Origin of the sequence: Flavobacterium sp. (assembly GCF_044339515.1) — a bacterium.
Classification (GTDB): Bacteria; Bacteroidota; Bacteroidia; order Flavobacteriales; family Flavobacteriaceae; genus Flavobacterium.
On sequence record NZ_JBIIVK010000025.1, the window covers coordinates 25,096 to 48,217 of the forward strand.

At 33.5% G+C, this 23,122-nt stretch carries 19 protein-coding genes and 1 pseudogene; 7 read left to right on the top strand and 13 right to left on the bottom strand.

Annotated elements, in window-relative coordinates; genetic code table 11:
* Positions 1-32: 32 nt before the first annotated feature.
* The 8 genes from ACIQ0M_RS08575 to ACIQ0M_RS08610 form a co-directional block, all read right to left on the bottom strand.
* Positions 33-2,321 carry a UvrD-helicase domain-containing protein gene (locus tag ACIQ0M_RS08575; protein WP_396151436.1) on the bottom strand — a complete coding sequence of 763 codons (2,289 nt, stop codon included), beginning with the start codon at positions 2,319-2,321 and terminating at the stop codon, positions 33-35.
* Entirely contained in the window at positions 2,302-4,062 is a 1,761-nt protein-coding gene (locus ACIQ0M_RS08580) for an ATP-dependent nuclease (protein ID WP_396151437.1), read from the bottom strand. The genes ACIQ0M_RS08575 and ACIQ0M_RS08580 overlap by 20 nt, the downstream gene beginning before the upstream one ends.
* Positions 4,063-4,273: 211 nt before the next feature.
* Positions 4,274-5,383, bottom strand: coding sequence for a HigA family addiction module antitoxin (locus ACIQ0M_RS08585; protein WP_396151438.1), 1,110 nt, complete (start codon positions 5,381-5,383; stop codon positions 4,274-4,276).
* An 8-nt stretch (positions 5,384-5,391) separates the two neighbouring features.
* Positions 5,392-5,715, bottom strand: a complete 324-nt coding sequence (locus tag ACIQ0M_RS08590) for a hypothetical protein (protein ID WP_396151439.1) — start codon at positions 5,713-5,715, stop codon at positions 5,392-5,394.
* A 295-nt stretch (positions 5,716-6,010) separates the two neighbouring features.
* Positions 6,011-6,553, bottom strand: a complete 543-nt coding sequence (locus ACIQ0M_RS08595; RefSeq protein ID WP_396151440.1) for a DUF4136 domain-containing protein — start codon at positions 6,551-6,553, stop codon at positions 6,011-6,013.
* A 112-nt stretch (positions 6,554-6,665) separates the two neighbouring features.
* A complete protein-coding gene (locus ACIQ0M_RS08600) occupies positions 6,666-8,660 on the bottom strand; it encodes a urocanate hydratase (protein ID WP_396151455.1) in 1,995 nt (664 codons plus the stop codon).
* 53 nt (positions 8,661-8,713) lie between these two features.
* On the bottom strand, positions 8,714-9,190 hold the full coding sequence (locus ACIQ0M_RS08605; RefSeq protein ID WP_396151441.1) for a hypothetical protein: 477 nt from the start codon (positions 9,188-9,190) through the stop codon (positions 8,714-8,716).
* A gap of 30 nt (positions 9,191-9,220) precedes the next feature.
* Positions 9,221-9,397 (bottom strand): DUF5522 domain-containing protein, encoded by a 177-nt coding sequence (locus ACIQ0M_RS08610; protein WP_396151442.1) that lies wholly within the window; start codon positions 9,395-9,397, stop codon positions 9,221-9,223.
* 28 nt (positions 9,398-9,425) lie between these two features.
* Here ACIQ0M_RS08610 and ACIQ0M_RS08615 point away from each other — a divergent pair, with 28 nt between their 5' ends.
* Positions 9,426-9,752 (top strand): hypothetical protein, encoded by a 327-nt coding sequence (locus ACIQ0M_RS08615; protein ID WP_396151443.1) that lies wholly within the window; start codon positions 9,426-9,428, stop codon positions 9,750-9,752.
* On the opposite strand, the gene ACIQ0M_RS08620 is transcribed toward ACIQ0M_RS08615, so the two are convergent.
* Both ACIQ0M_RS08620 and ACIQ0M_RS08625 read right to left on the bottom strand, forming a co-directional pair.
* Positions 9,749-12,220 (bottom strand): T9SS sorting signal type C domain-containing protein, encoded by a 2,472-nt coding sequence (locus tag ACIQ0M_RS08620; RefSeq protein ID WP_396151444.1) that lies wholly within the window; start codon positions 12,218-12,220, stop codon positions 9,749-9,751. The genes ACIQ0M_RS08615 and ACIQ0M_RS08620 overlap by 4 nt on opposite strands.
* Before the next feature lie 186 nt (positions 12,221-12,406).
* The gene (locus ACIQ0M_RS08625; RefSeq protein ID WP_396151445.1) at positions 12,407-14,095 is read right to left on the bottom strand and encodes a hypothetical protein; all 1,689 of its coding nucleotides are present in this window, start codon (positions 14,093-14,095) and stop codon (positions 12,407-12,409) included.
* 403 nt (positions 14,096-14,498) lie between these two features.
* Between ACIQ0M_RS08625 and ACIQ0M_RS08630 the strand changes: the two genes are divergently transcribed.
* The 4 genes from ACIQ0M_RS08630 to hemL all read left to right on the top strand — a co-directional run bounded on the left by ACIQ0M_RS08630 (position 14,499) and on the right by hemL (position 19,570).
* The gene (locus ACIQ0M_RS08630) at positions 14,499-16,424 is read left to right on the top strand and encodes a T9SS sorting signal type C domain-containing protein (protein ID WP_396151446.1); all 1,926 of its coding nucleotides are present in this window, start codon (positions 14,499-14,501) and stop codon (positions 16,422-16,424) included.
* A gap of 82 nt (positions 16,425-16,506) precedes the next feature.
* Entirely contained in the window at positions 16,507-17,415 is a 909-nt protein-coding gene (locus ACIQ0M_RS08635) for a 1-aminocyclopropane-1-carboxylate deaminase/D-cysteine desulfhydrase (RefSeq protein WP_396151447.1), read from the top strand.
* A 154-nt stretch (positions 17,416-17,569) separates the two neighbouring features.
* Positions 17,570-18,268, top strand: coding sequence for a glucosaminidase domain-containing protein (locus ACIQ0M_RS08640; RefSeq protein ID WP_396151448.1), 699 nt, complete (start codon positions 17,570-17,572; stop codon positions 18,266-18,268).
* 15 nt (positions 18,269-18,283) lie between these two features.
* Complete coding sequence (gene hemL / locus ACIQ0M_RS08645) at positions 18,284-19,570, top strand: glutamate-1-semialdehyde 2,1-aminomutase (protein ID WP_396151449.1); 1,287 nt, start codon at positions 18,284-18,286, stop codon at positions 19,568-19,570.
* Positions 19,571-19,600: 30 nt separating this feature from the next.
* On the opposite strand, the gene ACIQ0M_RS08650 is transcribed toward hemL, so the two are convergent.
* Both ACIQ0M_RS08650 and ACIQ0M_RS08655 read right to left on the bottom strand, forming a co-directional pair.
* The gene (locus tag ACIQ0M_RS08650; RefSeq protein WP_396151450.1) at positions 19,601-19,972 is read right to left on the bottom strand and encodes a hypothetical protein; all 372 of its coding nucleotides are present in this window, start codon (positions 19,970-19,972) and stop codon (positions 19,601-19,603) included.
* A gap of 77 nt (positions 19,973-20,049) precedes the next feature.
* The gene (locus tag ACIQ0M_RS08655; RefSeq protein ID WP_396151451.1) at positions 20,050-20,514 is read right to left on the bottom strand and encodes a hypothetical protein; all 465 of its coding nucleotides are present in this window, start codon (positions 20,512-20,514) and stop codon (positions 20,050-20,052) included.
* A gap of 138 nt (positions 20,515-20,652) precedes the next feature.
* Between ACIQ0M_RS08655 and ACIQ0M_RS08660 the strand changes: the two genes are divergently transcribed.
* Positions 20,653-20,913: a hypothetical protein gene (locus tag ACIQ0M_RS08660; protein ID WP_396151452.1), complete on the top strand. Its 261-nt coding sequence runs from the start codon at positions 20,653-20,655 to the stop codon at positions 20,911-20,913.
* Between the two features lie 56 nt (positions 20,914-20,969).
* Here the strand turns inward: ACIQ0M_RS08660 and lysS are convergent, their stop codons facing one another.
* Positions 20,970-22,661, bottom strand: a complete 1,692-nt coding sequence (lysS, locus tag ACIQ0M_RS08665) for a lysine--tRNA ligase (RefSeq protein ID WP_396151453.1) — start codon at positions 22,659-22,661, stop codon at positions 20,970-20,972.
* A gap of 295 nt (positions 22,662-22,956) precedes the next feature.
* Between lysS and ACIQ0M_RS08670 the strand changes: the two are divergent.
* Positions 22,957-23,122: pseudogene (locus ACIQ0M_RS08670) on the top strand (lipoyl(octanoyl) transferase); the annotation flags it as partial.

A 23,122-nucleotide genomic window follows, 5' to 3' on the forward strand; every position in this document is an offset into this window, starting at 1 on the left:
TCCTGTAAGGTTTTTGGAGCCTTGTGGGTAATTTAGTTTAGTTCGATTAGTTTTTTATCAACATTCCATCTATCATCATTTTCAAATTTTAATAATTCTTCTGCACTTACATTATCTTCCAATACAGCAAAGCATAGTAAGTGTGTTGGACGAGAAAAACCAACATACATCATTTTAATTGCTTCTTTACCTGTTGGTTTGATACAGTCATGATTTTGAAAGAAAAGAGGATTGCTTTTAGTTTGTCTCGATAACTTATTTGTTTCGTAAACAGGTGTTTTATATGCTGACTCTATATACATTGTCGCACAATGAGTTTGACCTTTTACTGAATGCACAGAACTTATTTCAATATTAATTCCATTTTTTGATTTTCCTATGTTAGCTGTATCATTTTTGATAATTTCTGTAAATTGATAATTTACACTATTAATAAAATCATTCGATTTATTTGTAGTTTTCGGAATATACTTCTCTTCCATATACCAATTCCATTTTATAAATGTATTTGAAACATACTCTTTAATTTTTTGAAATACATTTTCATAATCATTTTTTGTTACCAGACAAAAACACCAATCAAAGAGACTTGCTATAAAATTATTATAAACTTCTTCACCTTGATTTTTTATAAAAATAATTAATGTGCTTTTTCTAAAATGTTTTTTTGTTTCCAAATCAAAATAAATATCTTCAAACCTTAAAATTCTTAAAAAAGAATTTAAAATAGATTTTCTGACCGCTTCTAATGTCTGTTTTTCTTTTTCAAATAATTGCAAATATTTTTTTAAACAATCAAAATCTTCTTTTTTAGCTTTACTCTCTTTGGAATATTTTATAAACAAATCTTTAAGACGAATTTTGTTTATACCATCTTTGTTTTGCTTTTGCTCACCTTTATCCCAAACTGTACTCCATCCAATTATTTTAAAACCATTTTTTATATTTTCTTCACAATCATGCAAATTATTCTCAATTATCAAGTCTTCAAATTTTTGTTCTAATTGCACTCCTGTTGTATTTTCATTAAATACAATTAAATGTGGTTTGATTATTTTATCAAGTTTGTTCAACCCATTTACAACAAAACGTGGGTTTTGATTTTCATCTTTTTGTGGATCCAAAGTAAAGCCATTTACTAAGCTTGCAATTTCTTCGGTTAAACGATATGAACTCTTTAAATATTCAATTTTTCTTGGTTTCCAATCACATTCTACTTTTATCTTTTTACCAGAACTATAAATAGATTGATTTATGTCTCCAATTCTTTGAATTACAGTTTTAGAACTTTTGCAAAAGAAAATATCATCAATGATTTTAATTTGAAATTCTTCTAAATCTTGCATTTCATCTATGAAAACGTACTTGTAACGCTTTTGAAGTATTGCTTTAATTGTTGGAAAATTTTCTAAATGATCATTTGCTAATTCAAAAGAATCAAAATACAATAACGAACCTTCTTTTCTTAAGTTTTCATAAATAGTTTTGAGTTCTTTACCAGAATTTGTTGTAAAACTTAATTTCTTATGCCATGTTGCTGGAAATATCCCTGAATAAAAAAAACCTTCCTTTTCATTAATATTTATATCTTCAACTAAATCTAATATTTTTTTAAAATCTGTTGAATAAGTCTTTAAGTGAGAATTAAAATCAAATAAAATTTGTTTTTCTTCCTGTATTAGGTTTGATGATTTTATTTTTTCATAGTTTTTTTTAATACTAATTAATGTGTTATTTTTATCTATAAAACCTAATTCTTTATACTTGTTTATTAATGCTTTTTTTTCTTGAATATTATATTTGATTAAAAAATCTTCATTCAAACAATTAAATTTGTCTTTGATGTTTTTATCCAACATTTTAAAGATGGAACTTGACTTACTATAATAAATTTCTTTAGCTATTTTTTCGTAAATCAAGTTATCTTCATTTTTTCTTATATATGAACCATATTTCTCAAAGCAAGATTGATTTGCCATGAATCTATTAACAAAACTTTGAATAGTGCCTACAAAATTGGGGTACTCAAAAAGATGAGGGCAATGTTTTTTAAGTTTGTTTTCTATTTCATCAATCGCATTATGTGTATGTGCTAAAACTAAAATTCCCGAACCATCAGAAAAAGGCAGTTTTTGGGACAGACAATATAGCTTTGCTATCAAAGCAGTTGTTTTTCCACTTCCTGGAACTGCAAGTAAATCGCAAGTATCAAGTTTCTTTATAAAATTAATACGTTCTTTGTCAAAAGGATTTCCTCCAATAAAATTGCTTTCGGCTTCTTTTATGTGTTTATCATCTATCTCAATTTTCATTGCAAGCATGTTTTATTGCTTTGATTAAATAATCTATATATTCATCATTTTCATCAATTGTTAAATCTTTTGAATTCTCTATTTTTTCTGCTAATGTTGAAGCAATCTTTACTTTGTCAATTTCTTTATTCTTTAATCGTAAAATTAATTCACTTTCAAAATTCACCTTTTCAGCATTGAAGATTTGCGGATGAACTTCGGAAACAGATTCTTGAAATAGTTTTGATAAACTTGTAGATTTATAAAGACACCACTCTAGAGTCCATTGTTTAGCAAGTCTTAGAGTAACACTTGTATTTTTTAGTTCTAGTTCAAGTAAATCTAAATTCGCTCTTTTTGTTTTAGTTTTTTCATCTCCTTCGTTAAAATCTCCATTTTCATCAGGTCTATTGTCTAAATCGGTTACAATTGAAACAGGAACTTTCATGTCTTTACTGCTGTCATTTCTTAAAAATATTTTTGCAAAATGTAAATATGCAACTGATGCCACATTAACTATTGAAACTTCTTTTTTTGTTAAATCAATACTTAGATTTTTTGCAATTTCTGGAATTAAGATTTCTTCTGACCAACCTTCAACTATAATTATTCCCTTTGCGAAAAACAAATTTGATTTTGTAACATCCAGGAAGCGTTTTAGGTAAATATAATCTTTGTTTTCAAGTTTTGTATTTCCTTCGCCCATAGGAAAAACATCTTTATTTTTGCAGATTATTAAAGATTTTAAATCAATTTTTGATGCAATATTTGGACTGTGAGTTGTTAAAATAAATTGAATGTCTTTTTCCTTACTTAATTTATCAATAATTTTCATTTGTGCTTGAGGATGCAAATGAGCTTCAAGTTCCTCGATCATACAAAGTTTCAATCCATTCCAATTTTCTTTTCTTAAATGTAACAATTCGGCAGCCATATACAAACGATTCATTGTGCCAAGCCCTAAACCATTTTGATCTTCAATTCCTAAAGATAATTTTTCTAAAATATTTTTTATGTCAGGATTTCCAAAAGAAAATTCTCCTTTATGTTTGTCATCAATAAAACCCTCTAGAAAATCATCGATAACATCTTTTATTTTTTCTTTATATCCTTTCTTTTTTGGGTCTATTTTGAAATCATTTGTGATTTCATCATTTATTATTTTGAATTGATTTTCAAAGTCATGTTTTATACCTTCAGTCTTTTTAAAAAGTGAATGTTCTTTTAGGACTTGTGAAAGCCTAGAGTTTTTCTTCGCTGTTAATTCGCTATCTGCATCTCTCAAAGCTTTTAGATAAGTGCATTTTAAATAATCTCTTGCGTCTGCATTTAATAAGTGACCAGTTCGATCCATTCCAGCTTTCACATCAGATGGAATAACTCTATTATTTCTGTATTCTGCTTGATAAATCAAAATAAGTTTAGGACGTTTCTCAAATTTTCCTTCTTTAATCTCTTCATCTTCCCAACCCAACCATTCAATAAAATGTTTGGCTTCATCATCAGTCATACCTGAAAATTCTAATTCTATTCTTAATTTATCAGTATCATTGTTAAAATCCTCTTTTTCAACTTTAATCCATTCGTAGGCATGAGTTTTGAGAACTAACTTAATAGCATCTAAAATGGCACTTTTACCAGAATCGTTTTCACCGATTAATACATTCAAACCTTTAGTGAAAGGGACAATTAAATCAGGATTGTTTAAATCAAACGATTCATTTGATCCGTACTTTCTAAAATTCCAAAGTTTAAGTTCTGATATGTACATTTGTTTTTGATTTTCAATAATTTGCTAATTTAACATTTCAAAAAGTTATTGTCAACTTTACTTATTAACACTTTTCTGTAAAACTATAAAACTAAAAATGCAAAAATTTTACGGAAATCCGTAATTTGAAGAAGTTTTTTAAAAAATAAATCCTCCAAGGTTCCAAAAACCTTGCAGGATTAAAAATGATAGCAAATTTTAATTTTTTTGCTTACTTTATTTCATTACTAATTTGGGTAAAAGTTCTAAAATTGTTTAGTGTAAAGCAAACTCTTCCTCGCACTATACTCGGATTGATTTTAATTCTTTTTGCAAAAGCAATGATGGCTTCATCGGTATTGTTTTGATCTAAGTTCTTCTTAAATTCGTTCCAATCATCCGCTTTAATTAAGCTATTTTCAGCAAAGTGATTAGCTTGCTTTTCTTCGATTGAATTTAGATATTCTTCTTTTTCGTTTTTTAAATCCAAATCAATAAATTCTGCTTGATTATTATTGATTAAGTGTTCGTAAATGTGTCCTAATTCATGAAATAAAGTAAAGGCAAAATTATCCATTCGGTTGTGTCTTAACGTCAATCCAATCGCAGGATTTCCATTACTCCAAAACGAAACGCCATCAACAGGCGTTTTTTCTCCTTTGGTTTGATAGACTAATTTAATACCGTTTTCGTGTAATACGTTTTGAACGGTAGGTAATACATTTTTATTTTCGAAAAGTACATTTCTCAATTTTTCAATTAACTGTTCTTTGTTTTCATTATCAAATGGCACAACGTTTAATTGCAAAGCTTTGTATTGCACTAATTTTACCCAACCCATAATATTGATTACATCTGCTTTAAGCGTATTTGATTTCTTAAATCGAGCATAATTATGCTGTACACTTAGGATGGCCAATTGGTCTAAATTATCAACATTGTAGATATCTTTTACTTTGTTAATATCTAATAAAGGGTTTCCGGTAATAATTTGTTCTTTTTTTAAGAAAGAAACAGGAATGAATTCTTTGGCAACATTCCAAACTTCTATTGCTTCTAGTTGTTCTTTATTTTTAGCTTCAATTCGAGCTTTGTCTAAGTCATAATTTTTTTGGGCTTCCATCCAAAAATCGGCATCAATTCCTAATGCTTTTTCTAACAATAAGGCTAAATCTGCATTGATATTTCTTTTTCCTTTTATTATTTCGTTAAGTTGGCTGCGTTTTAAATCTATCAGTTTTGCAAAGTCAATTTGATTGTAACCGTTTGCTTCTATTTCGTCTGCAAGCATCAAACCGGGATGTGTTGCATAAGCCGGGAAAAGGTTTTTTATTGTCGTCATTTTGTTTTTTAGTTTTCGTAATGTTTGCTTAAATCTTCTATTTCTAATATATCAATTTCAAGACCATCTTCTACAGATGCAACTTCATTAAAAAGTATACGGTATTGTTTGTTTACATAAACAGCACTCACTCCATTTAGGTTACCAATTTTCTTTTCATAATGTAAACTTTTAAGTTGATACAATTGTTCAATACGAGTGACGGATTTTAACGTATTAATTGTTTTGACATACTGTTTTACTAATTGCGGATTAGATTTGTATTCTTTATAAGGTTTTATGTTTCCAGTATAAAGATCAGACAAGTATTCTTTTTGAAATTTTATCTCCATAATTGTTTGGCAAAGATATGTAAATTTAATTTATTGTTCACAAAAAAGTGAACAAAATGATAATATAAATTATTTTATCTTGCTAATTTAGATTTTTTCACAACCTAAATCAACTTTACTTATTAACACTTTTCTGTAAAACTATTCACTAAAAATTCAAAAATTTTACGGAAATCTGTAATTTGGGAAAGTTTCTAAAAAATAAATCAAAAACCTTAAAGCATAAAAAAAACCGAAGCATCTCTACTCCGGTTCTATCTTTTCAGCGTAACTGCAAACTGCGACTGCAAACTGTTTACTTCTTCTTCGGTGGATATTGAGCTAAAATCTTCGCCACAAATTCATTTATGCGTTCGTCTTTTTTATCGATGTTTCGGGTTAAAACACCAATGCCTTCGCCTTGCCAAATGAGTTCTTTTTTTCTGTTGTCTATTAAATCAATGAATAATGTTCCTTCAACATAAGAGGAAACGCTGGTGTTCATGCCACCCCACATCCAAGGATTCCAACCCCAGCCCCATCCCCAACCCCAACCCCATCCGGCGTTGAATTGGTTTACGTCCACTTGTTCACGTTCTTTCGTGAAAATATTAACCAACAAATCAGGATTTTCACTTTTGCTAAAGCCTTTGGCAGTCATTTGTTCGTCAATAGCACGAAGGATTCTTTTTTTGTCTAAATCGGAAATTTCGACTTTATCGATGCCGCTCTTTTGATAAGCATACGTTCGGTATTGCGTAAAATCAACACTTTTATCATAATCAGAATAAACTCTAACGGAGCTGCACGAAGCAAGCATAAAGAGCAGAAGTAGGGGTAAAAATTTGAGTGTTTTCATAGCTTTATTTAATTAAGAGACAATTTTCAACTATTTTTTTGAACGCAGATTAAAGAAATTTTAAAAATTTTTCTAATCTGTGTTCTTTTTTAACCAATAAATTTTATATCAATTAAAGTAAATTTTCATCCACTAAATTAGGGATGGTAACTTTCAATAAAGGTTGCGTCTCCATGGCTCTTTTTATCGCAAAAATCGCTCCTTCATTTCTTGCCCAATTTCTTCGGGCAATTCCGTTATTTACATCCCAAAACAACATCGATTTTAATCGTCTGTCGCTCTCTTCTGTACCATCAAGAACCATACCAAACCCGCCATTAATTACCTCGCCCCAGCCAACTCCTCCACCATTATGGATGGATACCCAAGTTGCTCCACGGAAACTGTCGCCAATCACATTATGAATTGCCATATCAGCTGTAAAACTCGAACCATCATAAATGTTAGACGTTTCTCGATAAGGAGAATCGGTTCCGGAAACATCGTGGTGGTCGCGACCTAAAATGACATAACCAATTTCATTTTTAGCAATGGCTTTATTGAATGCTTCAGCAATTTTCATTCTTCCTTCAGCATCGGCATATAAAATTCGAGCTTGTGAACCCACGACTAATTTATTTTTCTGAGCTTCTTTTATCCACTTGATATTATCCTGCATTTGCTGTTGGATTTCGATCGGAGCGGTTTTCGCCATTTCTTCTAAAACATCACAAGCAATTTGATCGGTTTTGACTAAATCTTCCGGTTTTCCGCTGGCACAAACCCATCGGAACGGACCAAATCCATAATCAAAACACATCGGACCCATAATATCTTGCACATAACTCGGGTATTTAAAATGAATGCCGTCAATCGCCATTACATCAGCACCGGCACGAGAAGCCTCTAATAAAAAGGCATTTCCGTAATCAAAGAAATAGGTTCCTTTGGCCGTATGTTTATTTACAGCTGCTGCATGACGCACTAACGTTTCTTTCACTTTGGTTTTAAAAAGTTCAGGATTATTGGCCATTAATTCATTCGATTCTTCAAAAGAAAGTCCAACCGGATAATAACCTCCCGCCCAAGGATTATGCAACGAAGTCTGATCTGAACCTAAATCAATATGAATATTTTCCGCATCAAATCGTTCCCAAACATCAACGATATTGCCGAGATAAGCAATAGAAACTACTTCTTTTTCTGCTTGAGCTTTTCGTACACGAATTACTAAATCATCTACATTTTCAATCACTTCATTAATCCAACCTTGAGAATGACGAATATGTGTTATTTTCGGATTCACTTCGGCACAAACGGTCACACAACCGGCAATGTTTCCGGCTTTGGGTTGAGCACCACTCATTCCGCCCAAACCTGAAGTAACAAACAATGCACCGACTGGATCTTTTTTAATTTTTCTAAAGCCATTTAAAACCGTTATAGTAGTGCCGTGAACAATTCCTTGCGGACCAATGTACATATAACTTCCGGCTGTCATTTGTCCGTATTGTGAAACGCCTAATGCATTCATTTTTTCCCAATCATCGGGTTTGGAATAATTTGGAATCACCATTCCGTTGGTAACCACGACTCTTGGAGCATCTTTGTGCGAAGGAAACAACCCCATCGGATGACCGGAATACATGACCAAGGTTTGCTCATCGGTCATTTCCGAAAGGTATTTCATGGTTAGTCGATATTGTGCCCAATTTTGAAAAACAGCACCGTTACCGCCATAGGTAATCAATTCATGCGGATGTTGAGCTACAGCATAATCCAAATTATTTTGAATCATCAACATAATTGCTTTTGCTTGCTCACTTTTTCCGGGATATTCCCAAATGGGTCGGGCATACATTCGGTAGTCCGGACGAAGACGATACATGTAAATACGACCGTATTTTTCTAATTCCTCTTTGAATTCAGGTAGGAGAGTAGCATGGTCTTTTGGTTCAAAGTAGCGTAACGCATTGCGAAGAGCTAATTTTTTTTCTTCATCCGAAAGAATTTCTTTTCGCTTTGGAGCGTGATTTATATCAACTTCATACGGTTTTGGAGAAGGTAATTCGGTTGGAATTCCTTCTGAAATTTGCTCTTTGAATGACTTGGTATGTATTGCTTCCATTTTTGGATTGTTTAATAATCTGATTTGACTAATTAAAGCCATTATATTGTGTTTTATTCAAGTCTTAGTTCAATCAATTGCTTGATCATTGGATGATTTTCCGCTTTATTCAATTCACTCAGCGTTCTTTTTCCAATTCGTTTATCAACTACTGCGAGAGCCCTAATAATAGGATTATTACTTTTAATAGCATCTTGAACATTTAGGTTTAAAAATCGGAAGGCATTATCTGCAAAATCATATTTTGAAAATTCACCTTTTTCCATAATTTTTCCTTCAGTTCTGTCAGTTGTTTTTATTCCTTCGTGAGAAATGTAATGAGTTTCGGCTAATTCATTAGAATAGCTTTGAAATTCATTCCAAGTGTCTTGGTTAGAGAAATTCAAAATCTCTTTTCCTTCCCAAGTTATCCAAGCTCTACCTATATAACCTGTCGAATTTTTATAAGTAGTCAAATGATAGTCAAGTCGGTCTTTTAAATTATCCGCCAATCTATCTTTCAACTCTTTTCTTAATTTACTCCATTTCATTTTTCAACATTATGCACAACTATTCACTAATTACTTTCTCACCCTTCCAGTTTTTTTATCAAAACCATATGGACAATGTCGGCATCCGCTTTTGCAGCAATAGCCTCTTTTTAAATGATATTTTTCTGTAAAACATTTGTAACCTTCGGGCGTATAATAAAAATCTTCGCCTTCGATTAATTTATTTTCAGGATTTGGTGTATTCATAACTACAAAATTAGCAACTTTGCCACAAATGTTTGTATTAGTTATTAAATATTTAACCCCGAAAGGTTTTCGAGGACTCACTTTGTATCCGTTTGTGTTTTTAAAAGACAAAGCAGATAAAGGAAATGTTGTTTTATTGAACCACGAACGCATTCATATTCGGCAACAAATTGAATTGTTGGTTGTGCCTTTTTATGTTTGGTATAGTTTAGAATATTTAGTCCGCTTGATTCAATATAAAGATAGAAATTTGGCTTACAGGAACATTTCGTTTGAGCGAGAAGCCTATCAAAACGAAAAAAACCTTTACTATGTAAAGCAAAGGTCTTTTTGGCGTTTTATGAATTATCTTTAATAAATTACTTTTTCGATGGAAGTTGTTCCGTTTTGTAATTTTATTTTCAATAATAAAGTGGAATTATTTTTCTGTAAAGTATTTAAAACCAATTGATTTGCGTTAACATTATTGTATTCGGCTAATTTTTGTCCCAACACATTATAAACCAAAACAGATTCCATTAATTCATTTGTTGAATATACTGTAAGGTTTTCATTTGATGTTACTCTGATTAAATTCTCTAAAGAAAAATCAGGATTACTGAGCGATTCATTTTGATATATAATTTCGAAACGATTATTGAATGTTCCTTGCTCTGAACTAAATGAATACGGATTTTCTTTGATGTCGTGAATGTCATTTGTCAATTTATCAATTAGGTAGATAGCTTGATTTTCAAATAAACCATCAATAGCTGCAAGAGCAATGGTGTATTGACCGCTAGTTGGAATGTGAACGCCCATTGGTACAACATCATTGACATCAAAAGGTAAACTTCTTCCCTGAATGGTTAGTTTTTCTTCATTTAAAAGCGAATAAATTATCATATTTCCGGCTACTGCTGTATTTGCATCAAAGTAACTATCTCTGCCCATCGTAGCATTTTCAACATAGCCAATTAAAGTTCGATCATTTAATCCATCTGAATTAATGATGTCGAACCACATTCTGTGTCTTTCTAAATCGGTTAAATTAGTTTGTGTTTCAATTTGATTTGCATTTCTATAAAACAAACTATTGTCATAGCTAGGATTTCGTAAACCATTATTAAATGATACAATATCTGAAGCGGGAGGTCCATCAATCATTTGAACAAAGAAACCTTGACTAGCTCCAATAAATAAATCTGAACCTGCGGCAGGGCAACAAGTAACACCTGTAAAATTGTATATATAATAATCTCCGGGTGTGTAGTTATAAGTATACGTATCATAAAACGGACTGGTTATAGCTGCGGGTAAAGTGCCGTGCGTCCAAAGTCGCACATTACCTTCAATTTTAGTATTGTTATTAAATAAGAATTGACTGGCTCTAATTGCTGAAGGGTAAGGATTTCCTATCAAATTGTAGTTATCACTCAAGTTGGTAATTTCTGTGCCATTTAAACCATAATGAGTGGCAGTATTGGTGTCGCTTCCGCGTGAGATGGTAGTTGTAATTTGACCGTTATTTGGTACACCAATAAAGCTTCCGTTTAGTGTTGTGGGTGTATTCCCAAAACTATTAGGACCTCTCATAATGTAACCAACAGCAGGTTGCATGGTGCTTCCGGCAGCTCCAATCCAGTAACCTTGACCTCCATTCGGGTTTGCAAAAGTAGTATTCCAGGTAAATATTGGACCGGGGGCAATTGGAGAAGGAATATTACTCACATTGAATCCGGAAACTGGAGAAGACCAATAGACATAATCCAATCTTCGAATATCTGTATCTCTACGGTAAATGATATTTCCGATGTTGGCGGTATTATTGATTTGAACTAAACTGGAATTATCATGAATTTCAAAAGTTCCGTTTGGTTGTACGTTTACCCAATCAGTTACAGTGATGCTGTTATTAGAATTTACGGTTAAGGTTGCGTTATTCAAAATGCGTAAAGTTCCTGCTAAGCCATTGTAATTTGTTCCTGAAATTATTGGGTCGTTTGGTGTAACCGGAATTAATACACAATCGGTATTGTTTGGAATACCAACAGGTGTCCAGTTGTTGTTTTTGTTCCAATCTGAATCAATTGAACCATTCCAAGTTTTGTCACCTAAAACGGTAACAATGGTTTCATCGTTTTCAACAATTGTGTTGCCGTTACATAGTGAATAAGTAACTTGTGCAGTGTAGGTAGTAGTCACAGCTGGACATACATTAATTGTATCAGTATTACCAACAACAGGGCCTGATGTGCCGGAACCTTCAAACCATTGTATTGAAGTTATCGAAGGACCGGCAGGAACAAAACGCCACCCTTCGTTGGTTACAGTCCAATCTGCATCGAGGCCATTTCTACCCGGAGCAACAACGGCTTGCGTTCCTGTTTCATTTTGGATACCTACGATTGCATTTCCACCGTTCCATGAGGCACAAACATTTTTTTCTTTGATGTAAACTTCAATTACGTTCGTGTCTTCATATAAAACAATCATTCCGGTATAGAGTATTGAATTACAAGTAGCTGAAAACATGGGAATATCGTTCCATGAAGCCACAAGTGCTCTACAGCCCGTGTTTAGTGTAATTAACTCCCATCCAACTGTTCCTCCAACACTAGGATCAATATCGTGGTAAACGCCGTAAATTGTATTGGGGAATAAAGCACCTACTAAACTTGGAAGATTATTACTAAAAGCGTATCCAGAAGGACTACTTGCATTAGTCGTGTCAAACGAAATCATACCATTTGAACCCATAATACAGGAATTATACGTATTTCCATAAAAGCAAAAATCAAAAGGTATATTAATTACGGGGGACCAAATGTCGTCAATATTCACACTCACCGGATTTTGGAGACAATTAAATTGATAGGGTGGAGCATAAGTACCGCTTAGTGAGGTAGAACAAGTTGAGGTGGGATTGACAGGTACATTGAAAGCACCACCACAATTTTCGTTTGAAGAATTAACACAGATTGTGAATGTTCCTTGACCAGTAGTGTTAGTGGTACTATAAATTCTTACTTAGTAGGTGCTTCCAATAGTTAAGCCTGTAACATTTGCTGTTTCGGCAGAACTTCCGGTTGTTAAATTTCTACATACTATACTTGTTAATGCTCCACAGTTTCCACTAAAGACCTCGAAAACAACATTGTTCATTGTGCCAGGAGTAACTGTAATAACTTGAAAGTCACTAACTGCCACAAAACTATACCAAACATCATCATCTGCTGTTCCCGTACAACCCGTTCGAGATTGTGAAGCATATTCTGAAGTTCCACTAGTTGTTAGTGAACATGATAAATCAGGATTTACAGGTAAAGCAATAGCATTAGGGCAATTATCATTAATAGGGTTTGGAATGGTTGTGACACACAAAGAAAAAGTTCCTTGACCACTACCATTTGCAGCACTATGTACTCTGACAAAATAGGTGGCACCAACTGTTAAGTTTGTAAATGAAGCTACTTCATCACTGTTATTACTGAAAGCATTTCTACATGAAATACTAGTAAGTGAACCACAATTTCCACTAAAAACTTGTAAAACAGTATTCACAAGAGTACCTGCTGATACAGTTACGAAGTGATAGGTTGAAGTTGCCACAAAACTATACCAAACATCATCATCTGCGGTTCCGGAGCAACCGGCTTGAGATTGAGTTGCTGATTGAGTTGTTCCATTTGTTATTAATGAGCAGGTTAAATCTGGATTTACCATAAGTGCAATAGCATCCGAACAATTATCATTTAAGCTAGTCACACACAATGTAAAAGTTCCTTCACCAGTTTTGTTCCCATTACTATGAATTCTAACATAGTAGGTATTTCCTATCGTTAGAGCAGTTAGAGAGGCTACTTCGTCACTATTGTCACTATTAGCATTTCTACATGAAATACTAGTAAGTGAGCCACAATTACCGCTAAAAACTTCCAAAACGGGATTTAGCATTGTTCCCGCTGAAACTGTTACAAAGTGTCTGGATGATGTGGCAACAAAACTATACCAAACGTCATCATCTGCAGTACCTGAACAAGCTACTTGTGATTCAGTAGCATTGCTCGATGTTCCAACCGTTGTTGATGTACAATTCAATCCACCGTTAACCGTCAATGATATAGCATTTGAACATTCATTATTAACAGGGGGCACAACAGATGTTAACGAAATATTATCTATCGCTGCTGGTGGTTGTGTTCCCAAACTACTGTTGTTAACCCATTCAAAAATTAAACGAAATGAATTTCCTGCATAACTTGTAGGTAAGTTTAAAGTTGCATTTGTCCAACTTGCTTGATTATCATAGGTGCCAATTAATATTCTACCTGTTGGTGCAGAACCTGATGCACCGATAGCATTTCCATATGTTGGGGTAAATGATGTGGGTGTAACCCAAACTCTTAATCGGTCATTTGTTACTTCACCTCTTCCAATCCAATCGAAAGATAATTCAATATTTGTTTCTCCCGAAGGTATTGTTACATCCCTGTATAAATGAGTTCTGCGGTTTGCATTCAATGTATAATTGTGGGGTGGAGTCGGAACGGCCGTATTATTCGTAATATATGCACAGCGAGCACCAGAAAATCCTGCGGTTGCTCCAGAACTACATACCCATTGGTTTTGAGATGTTGTTCCTGTTGTTGCTGTCCATCCATTTGCCGCAAAAGTTGTTCCGCTCTCAAATCCGCCGACTGTATTAGGATCAATCAAGACAGTTTGAGATATAGAATATTGACTTATAAGCAAGCAAAATACTATAACTATTTTTGTTATTTTGTTCACACTTGAACAAACTATCTTTATGCTATTAATTAGTGTAGAATAATTTTTCATAACTTATTAATTTTAAATTGAGTTTTCATTTCTTAATTTTTGACTGGACAAATATATCACAAAGTCGATAAAGTGTATAAAAAAATCGATGAAATGCATAAAAATATTTAAAATATAAGAAAAGTAATATTTAAATGTTAATTTTATATGCTCTTTGTCGATAATTTCAATACTTTTTTTAACAATGATTAGCTTATTTTCTTATTCTGTTAAAAAAAAATATCTGTAAATCATTACTGAATGAAATAAATAGTTAAATTTGTTTTTTAAGTTTTTAATTATGAGAAGATTACTCAAGTTTTTTGTCTTTATCGGAATTGTTACTTTCGCGGTGCAATCTCAAGCTCAATTGTTTGTTAGCTCCGGTAGCTTTTTGTATGTGAATGATCAGTATGTAACGGTTACCCAAGATGTAAATTTGGCTAGCACAGGAAATATTTATTTGCGAAATGAAAGTCAATTGCTTCAAAAGACTACAGGAGGTTCTTCCAATACAGGATTAGGAGCATTGTCCGCTTTTCAAGAAGGAACTTCAAATAATTTTGGTTATAATTATTGGTGTTCACCCGTAGGTGAGCCTTCTGCCTCTGTGGGTAATTCAAATTTTGGAATTACGTTATTAAAACGTCCAACCGGTTTAACGTCATTTGGAGGCGAAGCTATTACAACAAGTTTGAATGGTTCTACCACTAATACTGCACTTACTATTTCAAGTCGTTGGATATATACACTAACTACAACAAGTCAATATTCAAATTGGAGTTACATTGCTGCAGCCACTTCCATTGCCGCCGGTCAAGGTTTCACAATGAAAGGTGTAAGCGGTTCTGATAATACCACTGTTTTAGGTGTTCAAAATAATCCCGGAAACAACCAGCGTTATGATTTCAGAGGTAAACCAAACGATGGTACAATTAATATTCCTGTCGGAAATTCTGTTGATGGAGGAACCGGATATACAGAAAGTACTTTAACAGGTAATCCATATCCTTCTGCAATTAATTTAAATTTGTTTTTATTAGAAAATAACGGTTACTCTGTAGATTATGTAACTGGGGTTGTGACACCTTCAGGTTCGCCAATAATCAATGGTCTTGCTTATTTTTGGGAACACCAGAAACCGGCTACATCGCATACCTTATCAGATTATGTTGGCGGTTATGGGGTTTATACACCAAATAATGTTAACGCATTTTCTCCCGGAACCTATACGAGTGCTCCTTGGAACACTTACAATGGAGATGGTTCTCCAAATACATCTGCTGGATCCTCAGGAGTAAATTACCGTAGAATGTTTTCTCCAGTCGGACAAGGATTTATCATAAAAGGATCAGTTGCTTCAGGAAATGCAATAATGAGAAATCGCTACCGAGTTTTCAATAAAGAAGGTGTTGTGGAAAATTCTCAATTTGAACGTAATGCAACAAACGATTTGACAAATTCAGAATCAGATATGAATTGGCCTTCAATTCCAAATTTAACAGGAACTGATTATACACAGTTTTCTAAATTGCAAGTTCCTCAAATCAGGATTCAAACGATACTGAATGATCAGTTTACCAGAGAGGTTGTTTTAGCTTTCAATCCAAACGCAACCGATGGTCTTGACAATGCTTACGACGCACCAATGCAAGGTTTAAATTTACCGACAGACGTTTATTTTCCTTTAACCGATAATAACCAATTTGCTATTTCAACATTGCCTTTCATTATTAATAAAAGAGTTCCATTTGCCTTAAAAGCGGTTAATCAGTCTACTTTCAGAGTCTATGTTGGCGAAATTATAAATTTTAATGATGCTGAGAATATCTTTCTTTTTGATAGTGAAACCAATATTTATCATGATATCAAAAATGGTTTTGTAGATATTACTTTACCGGCTGGTGGAACTACAGCAAATCGATTTGAAGTTACTTTCTTAGACGAATCGTTGGGTAATGAAACAGTTAAAAGTGAACAATTCATGATTGTACAAAACAATGAAAATGAATTACTTTCCATCAAAAACCCCAATTTAGTTGATTTGAAATCAGCTACATTGTTTGATATTACTGGTAAATTGATTTTTACAAAAGAAAAGTTAGGAGCCGAGGAGCTTTATTCCTTTCCTACAGTTGGATTGAGTGAAAGTATTTACATTGTAAAATTAGTAACAGCAGACAATCAAGAAATAAGTAAAAAAGTTTCTATTTTTAGAGTGAATTAAAAATAATTTATACAATAATTCGAAGACAGTTCAAACGAGCTGTCTTTTTTATTTAATAGCATTTCAATACCTTTGTATCTCTATGATTTTTGATGTTTTTAATCAGGAAATAAAAGAATTTAATAATCAAGTTTCGCTTTACATAAAAAGAGAAGATTTGATTCATCCTTTTATATCCGGCAATAAATATCGAAAACTCAAATATAACCTCATTCAAGCACAAGAAGAAGGACATAAAACCTTATTGACTTTTGGTGGAGCTTTTTCAAATCATATTGCCGCTGTTGCTTTTGCCGGAAAGGAATATGGTTTTAAAACGATTGGTGTAATTCGCGGAGAAGAACTTTCATCAAAAGTAATGGAAAATTCTACCCTTTCGTTTGCTCAAGAAAACGGAATGAAATTCTACTTTGAAACACGAGAAAACTACAGAAATAAAGATTCAGAATTATACTTAAAGAATTTAAAATCACTTTTTGGAAACTTTTATTTGCTTCCGGAAGGAGGAACAAATACATTGGCCATTCTTGGCTGTGAAGAGATTTTAACAGAAGATGACAATACGTTTGACTATATTTGTTGTTCAGTAGGAACCGGCGGAACGATTTCCGGATTAATAAACACTAGCTTAAAACATCAAAAAATAATTGGTTTTTCAGCTTTATCAGGAGGTTTTTTAAAAAATGATATTCGTAAATTTGTAACCAAAGAAAATTGGGAATTAATAGAAGAGTATACTTTTGGAGGTTATGCTAAAACATCAAATGAATTGATAGCATATATAAATTCATTTTACAATAACACTAAAACACCTTTAGATCCCGTTTACACAGGTAAAATGATGTTTGGAATAGAGGATTTGATAAAGAAAAATTATTTTCCAATAGGCTCAAAAATCTTAGCCATACATACCGGCGGATTACAAGGTGTTAAGGGGATGAATGTAAAGTTAGAAAACAAAAAATTACAAAAAATAGAGTTCGATGTTTAAAAGAATGTTATTTATTTTCGGTTTGTTACTAATAGTTGCTTGTTCAAGTTCGAAACCGGTTGTGCGAACAACTAAGAAAAGTACACCAGTAACTCGTACCACAAAGAAACCTATAGCTAAATCTACAACCTCCGGTAAATCGACTCAAAAACCAATGCAAAATTCTGAAAAACCGACAACAGAGGTTTTGGAAGCTACGTCGAATGTAAAAGTGACAACAGAAATGGTTCTCAGTTACATCGATGATTTTAAAGATATAGCGAAAGACAACATGCGTCAACATGGAATCCCTGCAAGTATAACTCTTGCTCAAGGTATTCTGGAATCGGGAGTTGGACAAGGCTCTTTAAGCAAAAGAGCTAATAATCATTTTGGAATAAAGTGTCATAAAGAATGGAGCGGACCAAGCGTTCGACATGATGATGATGCCGCTCAAGAATGTTTTAGAAAATATGATGACCCAGCCGACTCCTACCGAGACCACTCTTTGTTTTTGACTACAAGAAGCCGTTATGCATCCCTTTTTGAATTGCCAAAAGATGATTACAAAGCATGGGCAAATGGTCTCAGAGCAGCAGGATATGCAACCGACACAAAATATCCTGACAAATTGATCAGCTTGATTGAACGCTATCAGTTAAATCAATATGATGAAGAAGTATTAGGAAGTTCAGCTTCTTCCTCGAAAAAAGTTATTTCAAGTAAATCTGTAGATAAGGAATATGTGGTAACCAAAGGTGATACATTGTATTCACTCTCTAAAAAGTTCAATATTTCGATAGAAGAAATAAAACGCAATAATAACATGAAATCAGATTCATTATCTGTAGGTCAGGTTATTTATCTAAAATAATTCAAAAAATTACCCATGCAATACCAACGAAGCAGCAAATTATTTGCGGAAGCTGAAAAAGTAATACCAGGCGGAGTAAACTCTCCGGTAAGAGCATTTAAAGGAGTAGGTGGAACTCCAATTTTTGCTAAAAGTGCCAAAGGTGCTTATTTATATGATGAAGACGGAAATAAACTCATTGACTATATAAATTCATGGGGACCAATGATTCTGGGTCATGCCCATGAACCTGTCATCCAAGCCATCACGGAAAGAGCCAAATTGGGAACTTCTTTTGGAATGCCCACTGAACTGGAAACACAAATAGCAGAACTAGTTGTTTCAATGGTGCCCAACATTGATAAAATTCGTTTCGTTAATTCAGGTACAGAAGCGTGTATGAGTGCCATTCGTCTTGCTCGCGGATTTACTAAAAGAGATAAAATTATCAAATTTGCCGGTTGCTATCATGGTCATTCGGATTCTTTTTTAATTCAGGCAGGAAGTGGGGCTAGTACGTTTGGTATACCAAATAGTCCGGGTGTAACCCAAGGAACCGCTAAAGATACTTTATTGGCTCAATATAATAATTTGAAAAACGTTCAGGAATTATTTGAAAATAATAAAAATGAAATTGCAGCTATCATAGTAGAACCCGTAGCCGGTAATATGGGCTGTATTCCACCGCAAAAGGGATTTTTAGAGGGATTAAGAAATTTGTGCAATGAAAACGAAACCTTATTAATCTTTGATGAAGTTATGACAGGATTCAGACTTGCAAAAGGTGGAGCACAAGAATTGTACAATGTATATGCGGATATCGTTTGTTTTGGAAAAGTTATTGGTGGAGGTTTGCCGGTGGGAGCTTTTGCAGCAAGAAGTGAAATAATGAACTTTTTGGCTCCATTAGGACCGGTTTATCAAGCCGGAACTTTGTCCGGAAATCCTTTGGCTATGGCAGCCGGTATGGCAATGTTAAAAGAACTTAACAGCGAAAAAGATATTTACAAACGATTAGACGAAAAGACTGCTTATTTAGAGAATGGAATTCGTCGGGTTTTGAATCAAAACAACGTCGTTTTTACAATTAACCGAGTTGGTTCAATGATTTCGGTTCATTTTAATGAAAGTCCGGTAGTTGATTTTGAAACAGCAAAAGGAGGGGATAATGATAGGTTTAAAAAGTTCTTTCACGGATTATTGCAAGAAGGAATTTACATTGCTCCTTCAGCTTACGAAACATGGTTTATAACAGATGCTTTAACTTATGACGATTTAGATTTTACAATTAAAGCAATTGATAAAGTTTCAAAAAATTTATAAAAAAAATCCCGGTTTTAAACCGGGATTTTTTTATTTCATGCTGTATTTTAAATTCGTTAATTTATTATATAGCTCTTTGTTTTCTGACAACTTTTTTGATTGCTGTTCACTTAAACCACTTAAAAGTTTTTGACCAAATCGCTCATAAATTGCAGCCTTTTCTTCATAAGTTTTAGCGTTATTTACGGCTTCATTTCTCATTACTAACAAGGTAAGAAAATCATTTTTTAATTCAGGTGTTAATTCAACAACAGATGAAAGCTCTCTCAACTCGCTGTATGCCATTTCTTTAACGTTTTGATCTTTTGATTTTGCGTCAGACTCTAATTTCAAATTAGATTGAGCGTTTGCTGAAAAGCCAAAAGCAATCATTAATACTACTATAGAAACAATTTTTTTCATGATAAAGTTAATTATTTGATTAGTTAAAAGGCGAATATAAATCAAAATGGCTAATTAACAAAATATTATCTTTAAATTTATTTGCGTTCATTTTGTTTTTTTGCTTTTCTGTCTCTTTGTTTTTCCATTTTGTCTTTTCTTTCAGCTTGTTTGGCTTCCCATTTTGAAAATTGCTCCGCTGTAAGAATTTTTTTCATCTCAGCTTTCATAGCAATCTGTTCATCCAATGCTTCATTTTTCATAGCAAATTTTTCATCTTTACTTGCTGTTTTTCCGGCTTCTTTATTTGCTTTCCATTGCGTTTTTTTAGCTTCTCTTTTTTTAGCTTGTTCCAACACAATTTTTTTAATTTCTCCCTGTTGTTTTGAATTTAAATCCAAATCAAGAGTCATTCTTTTCACTTGAAGTTCGGCTTGCTGTTCCGGGGAAAGACTTTCACGATTTTCCATACGGGCTTTTCTGTCTCCTTTTTGTTCTCCTTTTTCTTGTGCAAATGTTAGAAATCCAACTAACAGAACTGCGACAACTACTAATTTTTTCATTTCCTTTGATTTTAATGATTATATAGCTAAGACTATGTAAGTAGAAAAAGGTTTAATTTTTAATTTTTTATTTGCACACAGATTAAGAAAATATATTTTATATATTGCATGAAATTAACCATAAAAAACTTTAAAATCATGAATGAATTAGACAATTCAAATCAAAAACCAATGTCAGTAAAAGACTGGCTTATTACCTTGTTAATTATGGCCATTCCTTTGGTAGGTTTTATTATGCTTTTTGTATATGCTTTTAGCGATACCGAAAATGTAAATAGGAAAAATTGGGCCAAAGCACAGTTGATTGTTTTAGCTGTAGTAATCGGTTTGGTGATCTTATTTGGCGTTTTGTTTGGAGCAATATTTGCTTCAGCTCTTGCAGGTTCACAAAGCTACTAGAAATAAAAAATCCCGACTTTTTATAAGTCGGGATTTGTTTTACTAAAGTGTTCTTCTTAGCTTTTTAACTCAACAGTTTTTAATTCTCCATCAACATTTACTTTAACTAAAGCATGTTTAGCCAAACCTTTCATGGCTGCATCCCATTTTTTTCCGCTTAACGCAGTTTTTTCTTTTAGTTCAGTTAAGCCAATGTTGTTGGACGTTTTCAATATTTCGATAATTACTTTTTCATCGTCGGTCAATTCAACTTGCTTTTTTTCAGGACGCATTTGCGGAAAGAATAAAACTTCTTGAATGGATTGATTATTAGTTAAAAACATAATTAAGCGATCCATTCCGATTCCTAAACCGGATGTGGGTGGCATTCCATATTCTAAGGCTCTTAAAAAATCATTATCAATAAACATGGCTTCATCATCACCACGATCGGCTAATTTTAATTGGGCTTCAAAACGTTCGCGTTGGTCAATCGGATCGTTTAATTCAGAATAAGCATTCGCGATTTCTTTGCCACAAACCATTAATTCAAATCGTTCCGTAAGTTCAGGGTTTGAGCGATGTTCTTTGCATAGCGGACTCATCTCTTTTGGATAATCAGTGATGAAAGTGGGTTGAATAAAATTTCCTTCGCATTTTGCTCCAAAAATTTCATCAATCAATTTTCCTTTTCCCATTGTGTCATCCACTTGGATTCCCATTCCTAAAGCAGCTGTTCTGAGCTCATCTTCCGATTTTCCGGAAATATCAAAACCCGTAAATTGAATGATGGCATCGGTCATGGTTACACGTGCATAAGGTGCTTTGAAATTCACGTTATGCTCACCAAATGTTGCATTCGTCGTACCGTTTACTTGTAAAGCACAATATTCCAATAAGTTTTCAGTAAATTCCATCATCCAATTGTAGTCTTTGTAGGCTACATAAATTTCCATGGCAGTGAATTCCGGGTTGTGGGTTCTGTCCATTCCTTCGTTACGGAAGTTTTTGGAGAATTCATAAACACCGTCAAATCCACCAACAATTAGCCTTTTCAGGTATAATTCATTGGCAATTCGCATGTATAACGGAATGTCTAAACTATTGTGGTGTGTGATAAACGGACGTGCCGCTGCTCCACCTGGAATAGATTGCAAGATGGGAGTTTCAACTTCAAAGTAACCTCTGTCGTTAAAAAACGTTCTCATGGCATTAAAAAGTTTTGTTCGCTTTACAAAAACTTCTTTCACATGCGGATTTACAACTAAATCAACATATCGCATGCGGTAACGTAATTCAGCATCGTTAAAAGCGTCGTATACTTTCCCGTCTTCGTCTGTTTTTGGTAAAGGTAGTGGACGTAAAGTTTTGCTCAAAAAAGTAAAGTGATCAACACGAACGCATTGAGCACCCACTTTTGTGGTAAATAATTCACCTTCTATACCTACAAAATCGCCTAAATCGGTTAGCTTTTTAAAAACTTGGTTGTATAAGGTTTTGTCTTCGCCCGGGCAAAGCATATCACGGTTCACATACAGTTGAATACGACCTGTGCTGTCTTGCAGTTCGGCAAAACAAGCTTTTCCTTGATCGCGAATACTCATGATTCTTCCGGAGATGATCACCTTTTTTCCTTCTTCAAAGTTTTCTTTCACTTGTTTGGAAGTATGGTCTACAGGAAATAAATCGGCAGGATAGGGATTGATCCCTAACTGACGAAGTCCGTTCAGTTTTTCTCTTCTGATGATTTCTTGTTCCGAAAGTTGCATAGTATCGTTTTTTAAGCGTGCAAAGATAGGGATTATTTGGGAATGTGTCAATGGTTTAATGTGTGGATGTGTCGATGTATTGATGAGTTAATTTTCGGTATGAATTTATTTTGAAGTGGGGTTTTTACAAGGATTACTTTTTAGCCCCGACAGCAGCGGCATCCTTTTGCAAAGCAAAAGATAAAGCGGATGGCGGGAACATGGTTTACTGAAAAAGCCCGAGCCATTCGCTTCAAAAAAAATAGGGATATATATTAAGGTATAAAATTGTATTTTTGTACATTAAAACGAGATTATGAATAAAGTTGTTTGGAAGGATGATTTAGGTTTGTTGGATTATAAATTGGCTTGGGATTTTCAGGAGGCTTTGTTTAAGGAGATTGTCGATTTAAAAATACGAAACAGGCGAGAAGAGGTCAACTTACCAACATCAAATTATTTTTTATTTGTAGAACATCCGC

Excerpts from the sequence above, each read along its gene's own strand:
- ACIQ0M_RS08575 (WP_396151436.1), bottom strand. The coding sequence starts at position 2,321 with ATGCTTGCAATGAAAATTGAGATAGATGATAAACACATAAAAGAAGCC.
- ACIQ0M_RS08580 (WP_396151437.1), bottom strand. The coding sequence starts at position 4,062 with ATGTACATATCAGAACTTAAACTTTGGAATTTTAGAAAGTACGGATCA.
- ACIQ0M_RS08585 (WP_396151438.1), bottom strand. The coding sequence starts at position 5,383 with ATGACGACAATAAAAAACCTTTTCCCGGCTTATGCAACACATCCCGGT.
- ACIQ0M_RS08590 (WP_396151439.1), bottom strand. The coding sequence starts at position 5,715 with ATGGAGATAAAATTTCAAAAAGAATACTTGTCTGATCTTTATACTGGA.
- ACIQ0M_RS08595 (WP_396151440.1), bottom strand. The coding sequence starts at position 6,553 with ATGAAAACACTCAAATTTTTACCCCTACTTCTGCTCTTTATGCTTGCT.
- ACIQ0M_RS08600 (WP_396151455.1), bottom strand. The coding sequence starts at position 8,660 with ATGGAAGCAATACATACCAAGTCATTCAAAGAGCAAATTTCAGAAGGA.
- ACIQ0M_RS08605 (WP_396151441.1), bottom strand. The coding sequence starts at position 9,190 with ATGAAATGGAGTAAATTAAGAAAAGAGTTGAAAGATAGATTGGCGGAT.
- ACIQ0M_RS08610 (WP_396151442.1), bottom strand. The coding sequence starts at position 9,397 with ATGAATACACCAAATCCTGAAAATAAATTAATCGAAGGCGAAGATTTT.
- ACIQ0M_RS08615 (WP_396151443.1), top strand. The coding sequence starts at position 9,426 with ATGTTTGTATTAGTTATTAAATATTTAACCCCGAAAGGTTTTCGAGGA.
- ACIQ0M_RS08630 (WP_396151446.1), top strand. The coding sequence starts at position 14,499 with ATGAGAAGATTACTCAAGTTTTTTGTCTTTATCGGAATTGTTACTTTC.
- ACIQ0M_RS08635 (WP_396151447.1), top strand. The coding sequence starts at position 16,507 with ATGATTTTTGATGTTTTTAATCAGGAAATAAAAGAATTTAATAATCAA.
- ACIQ0M_RS08640 (WP_396151448.1), top strand. The coding sequence starts at position 17,570 with ATGCAAAATTCTGAAAAACCGACAACAGAGGTTTTGGAAGCTACGTCG.
- hemL (WP_396151449.1), top strand. The coding sequence starts at position 18,284 with ATGCAATACCAACGAAGCAGCAAATTATTTGCGGAAGCTGAAAAAGTA.
- ACIQ0M_RS08650 (WP_396151450.1), bottom strand. The coding sequence starts at position 19,972 with ATGAAAAAAATTGTTTCTATAGTAGTATTAATGATTGCTTTTGGCTTT.
- ACIQ0M_RS08655 (WP_396151451.1), bottom strand. The coding sequence starts at position 20,514 with ATGAAAAAATTAGTAGTTGTCGCAGTTCTGTTAGTTGGATTTCTAACA.
- ACIQ0M_RS08660 (WP_396151452.1), top strand. The coding sequence starts at position 20,653 with ATGAATGAATTAGACAATTCAAATCAAAAACCAATGTCAGTAAAAGAC.
- lysS (WP_396151453.1), bottom strand. The coding sequence starts at position 22,661 with ATGCAACTTTCGGAACAAGAAATCATCAGAAGAGAAAAACTGAACGGA.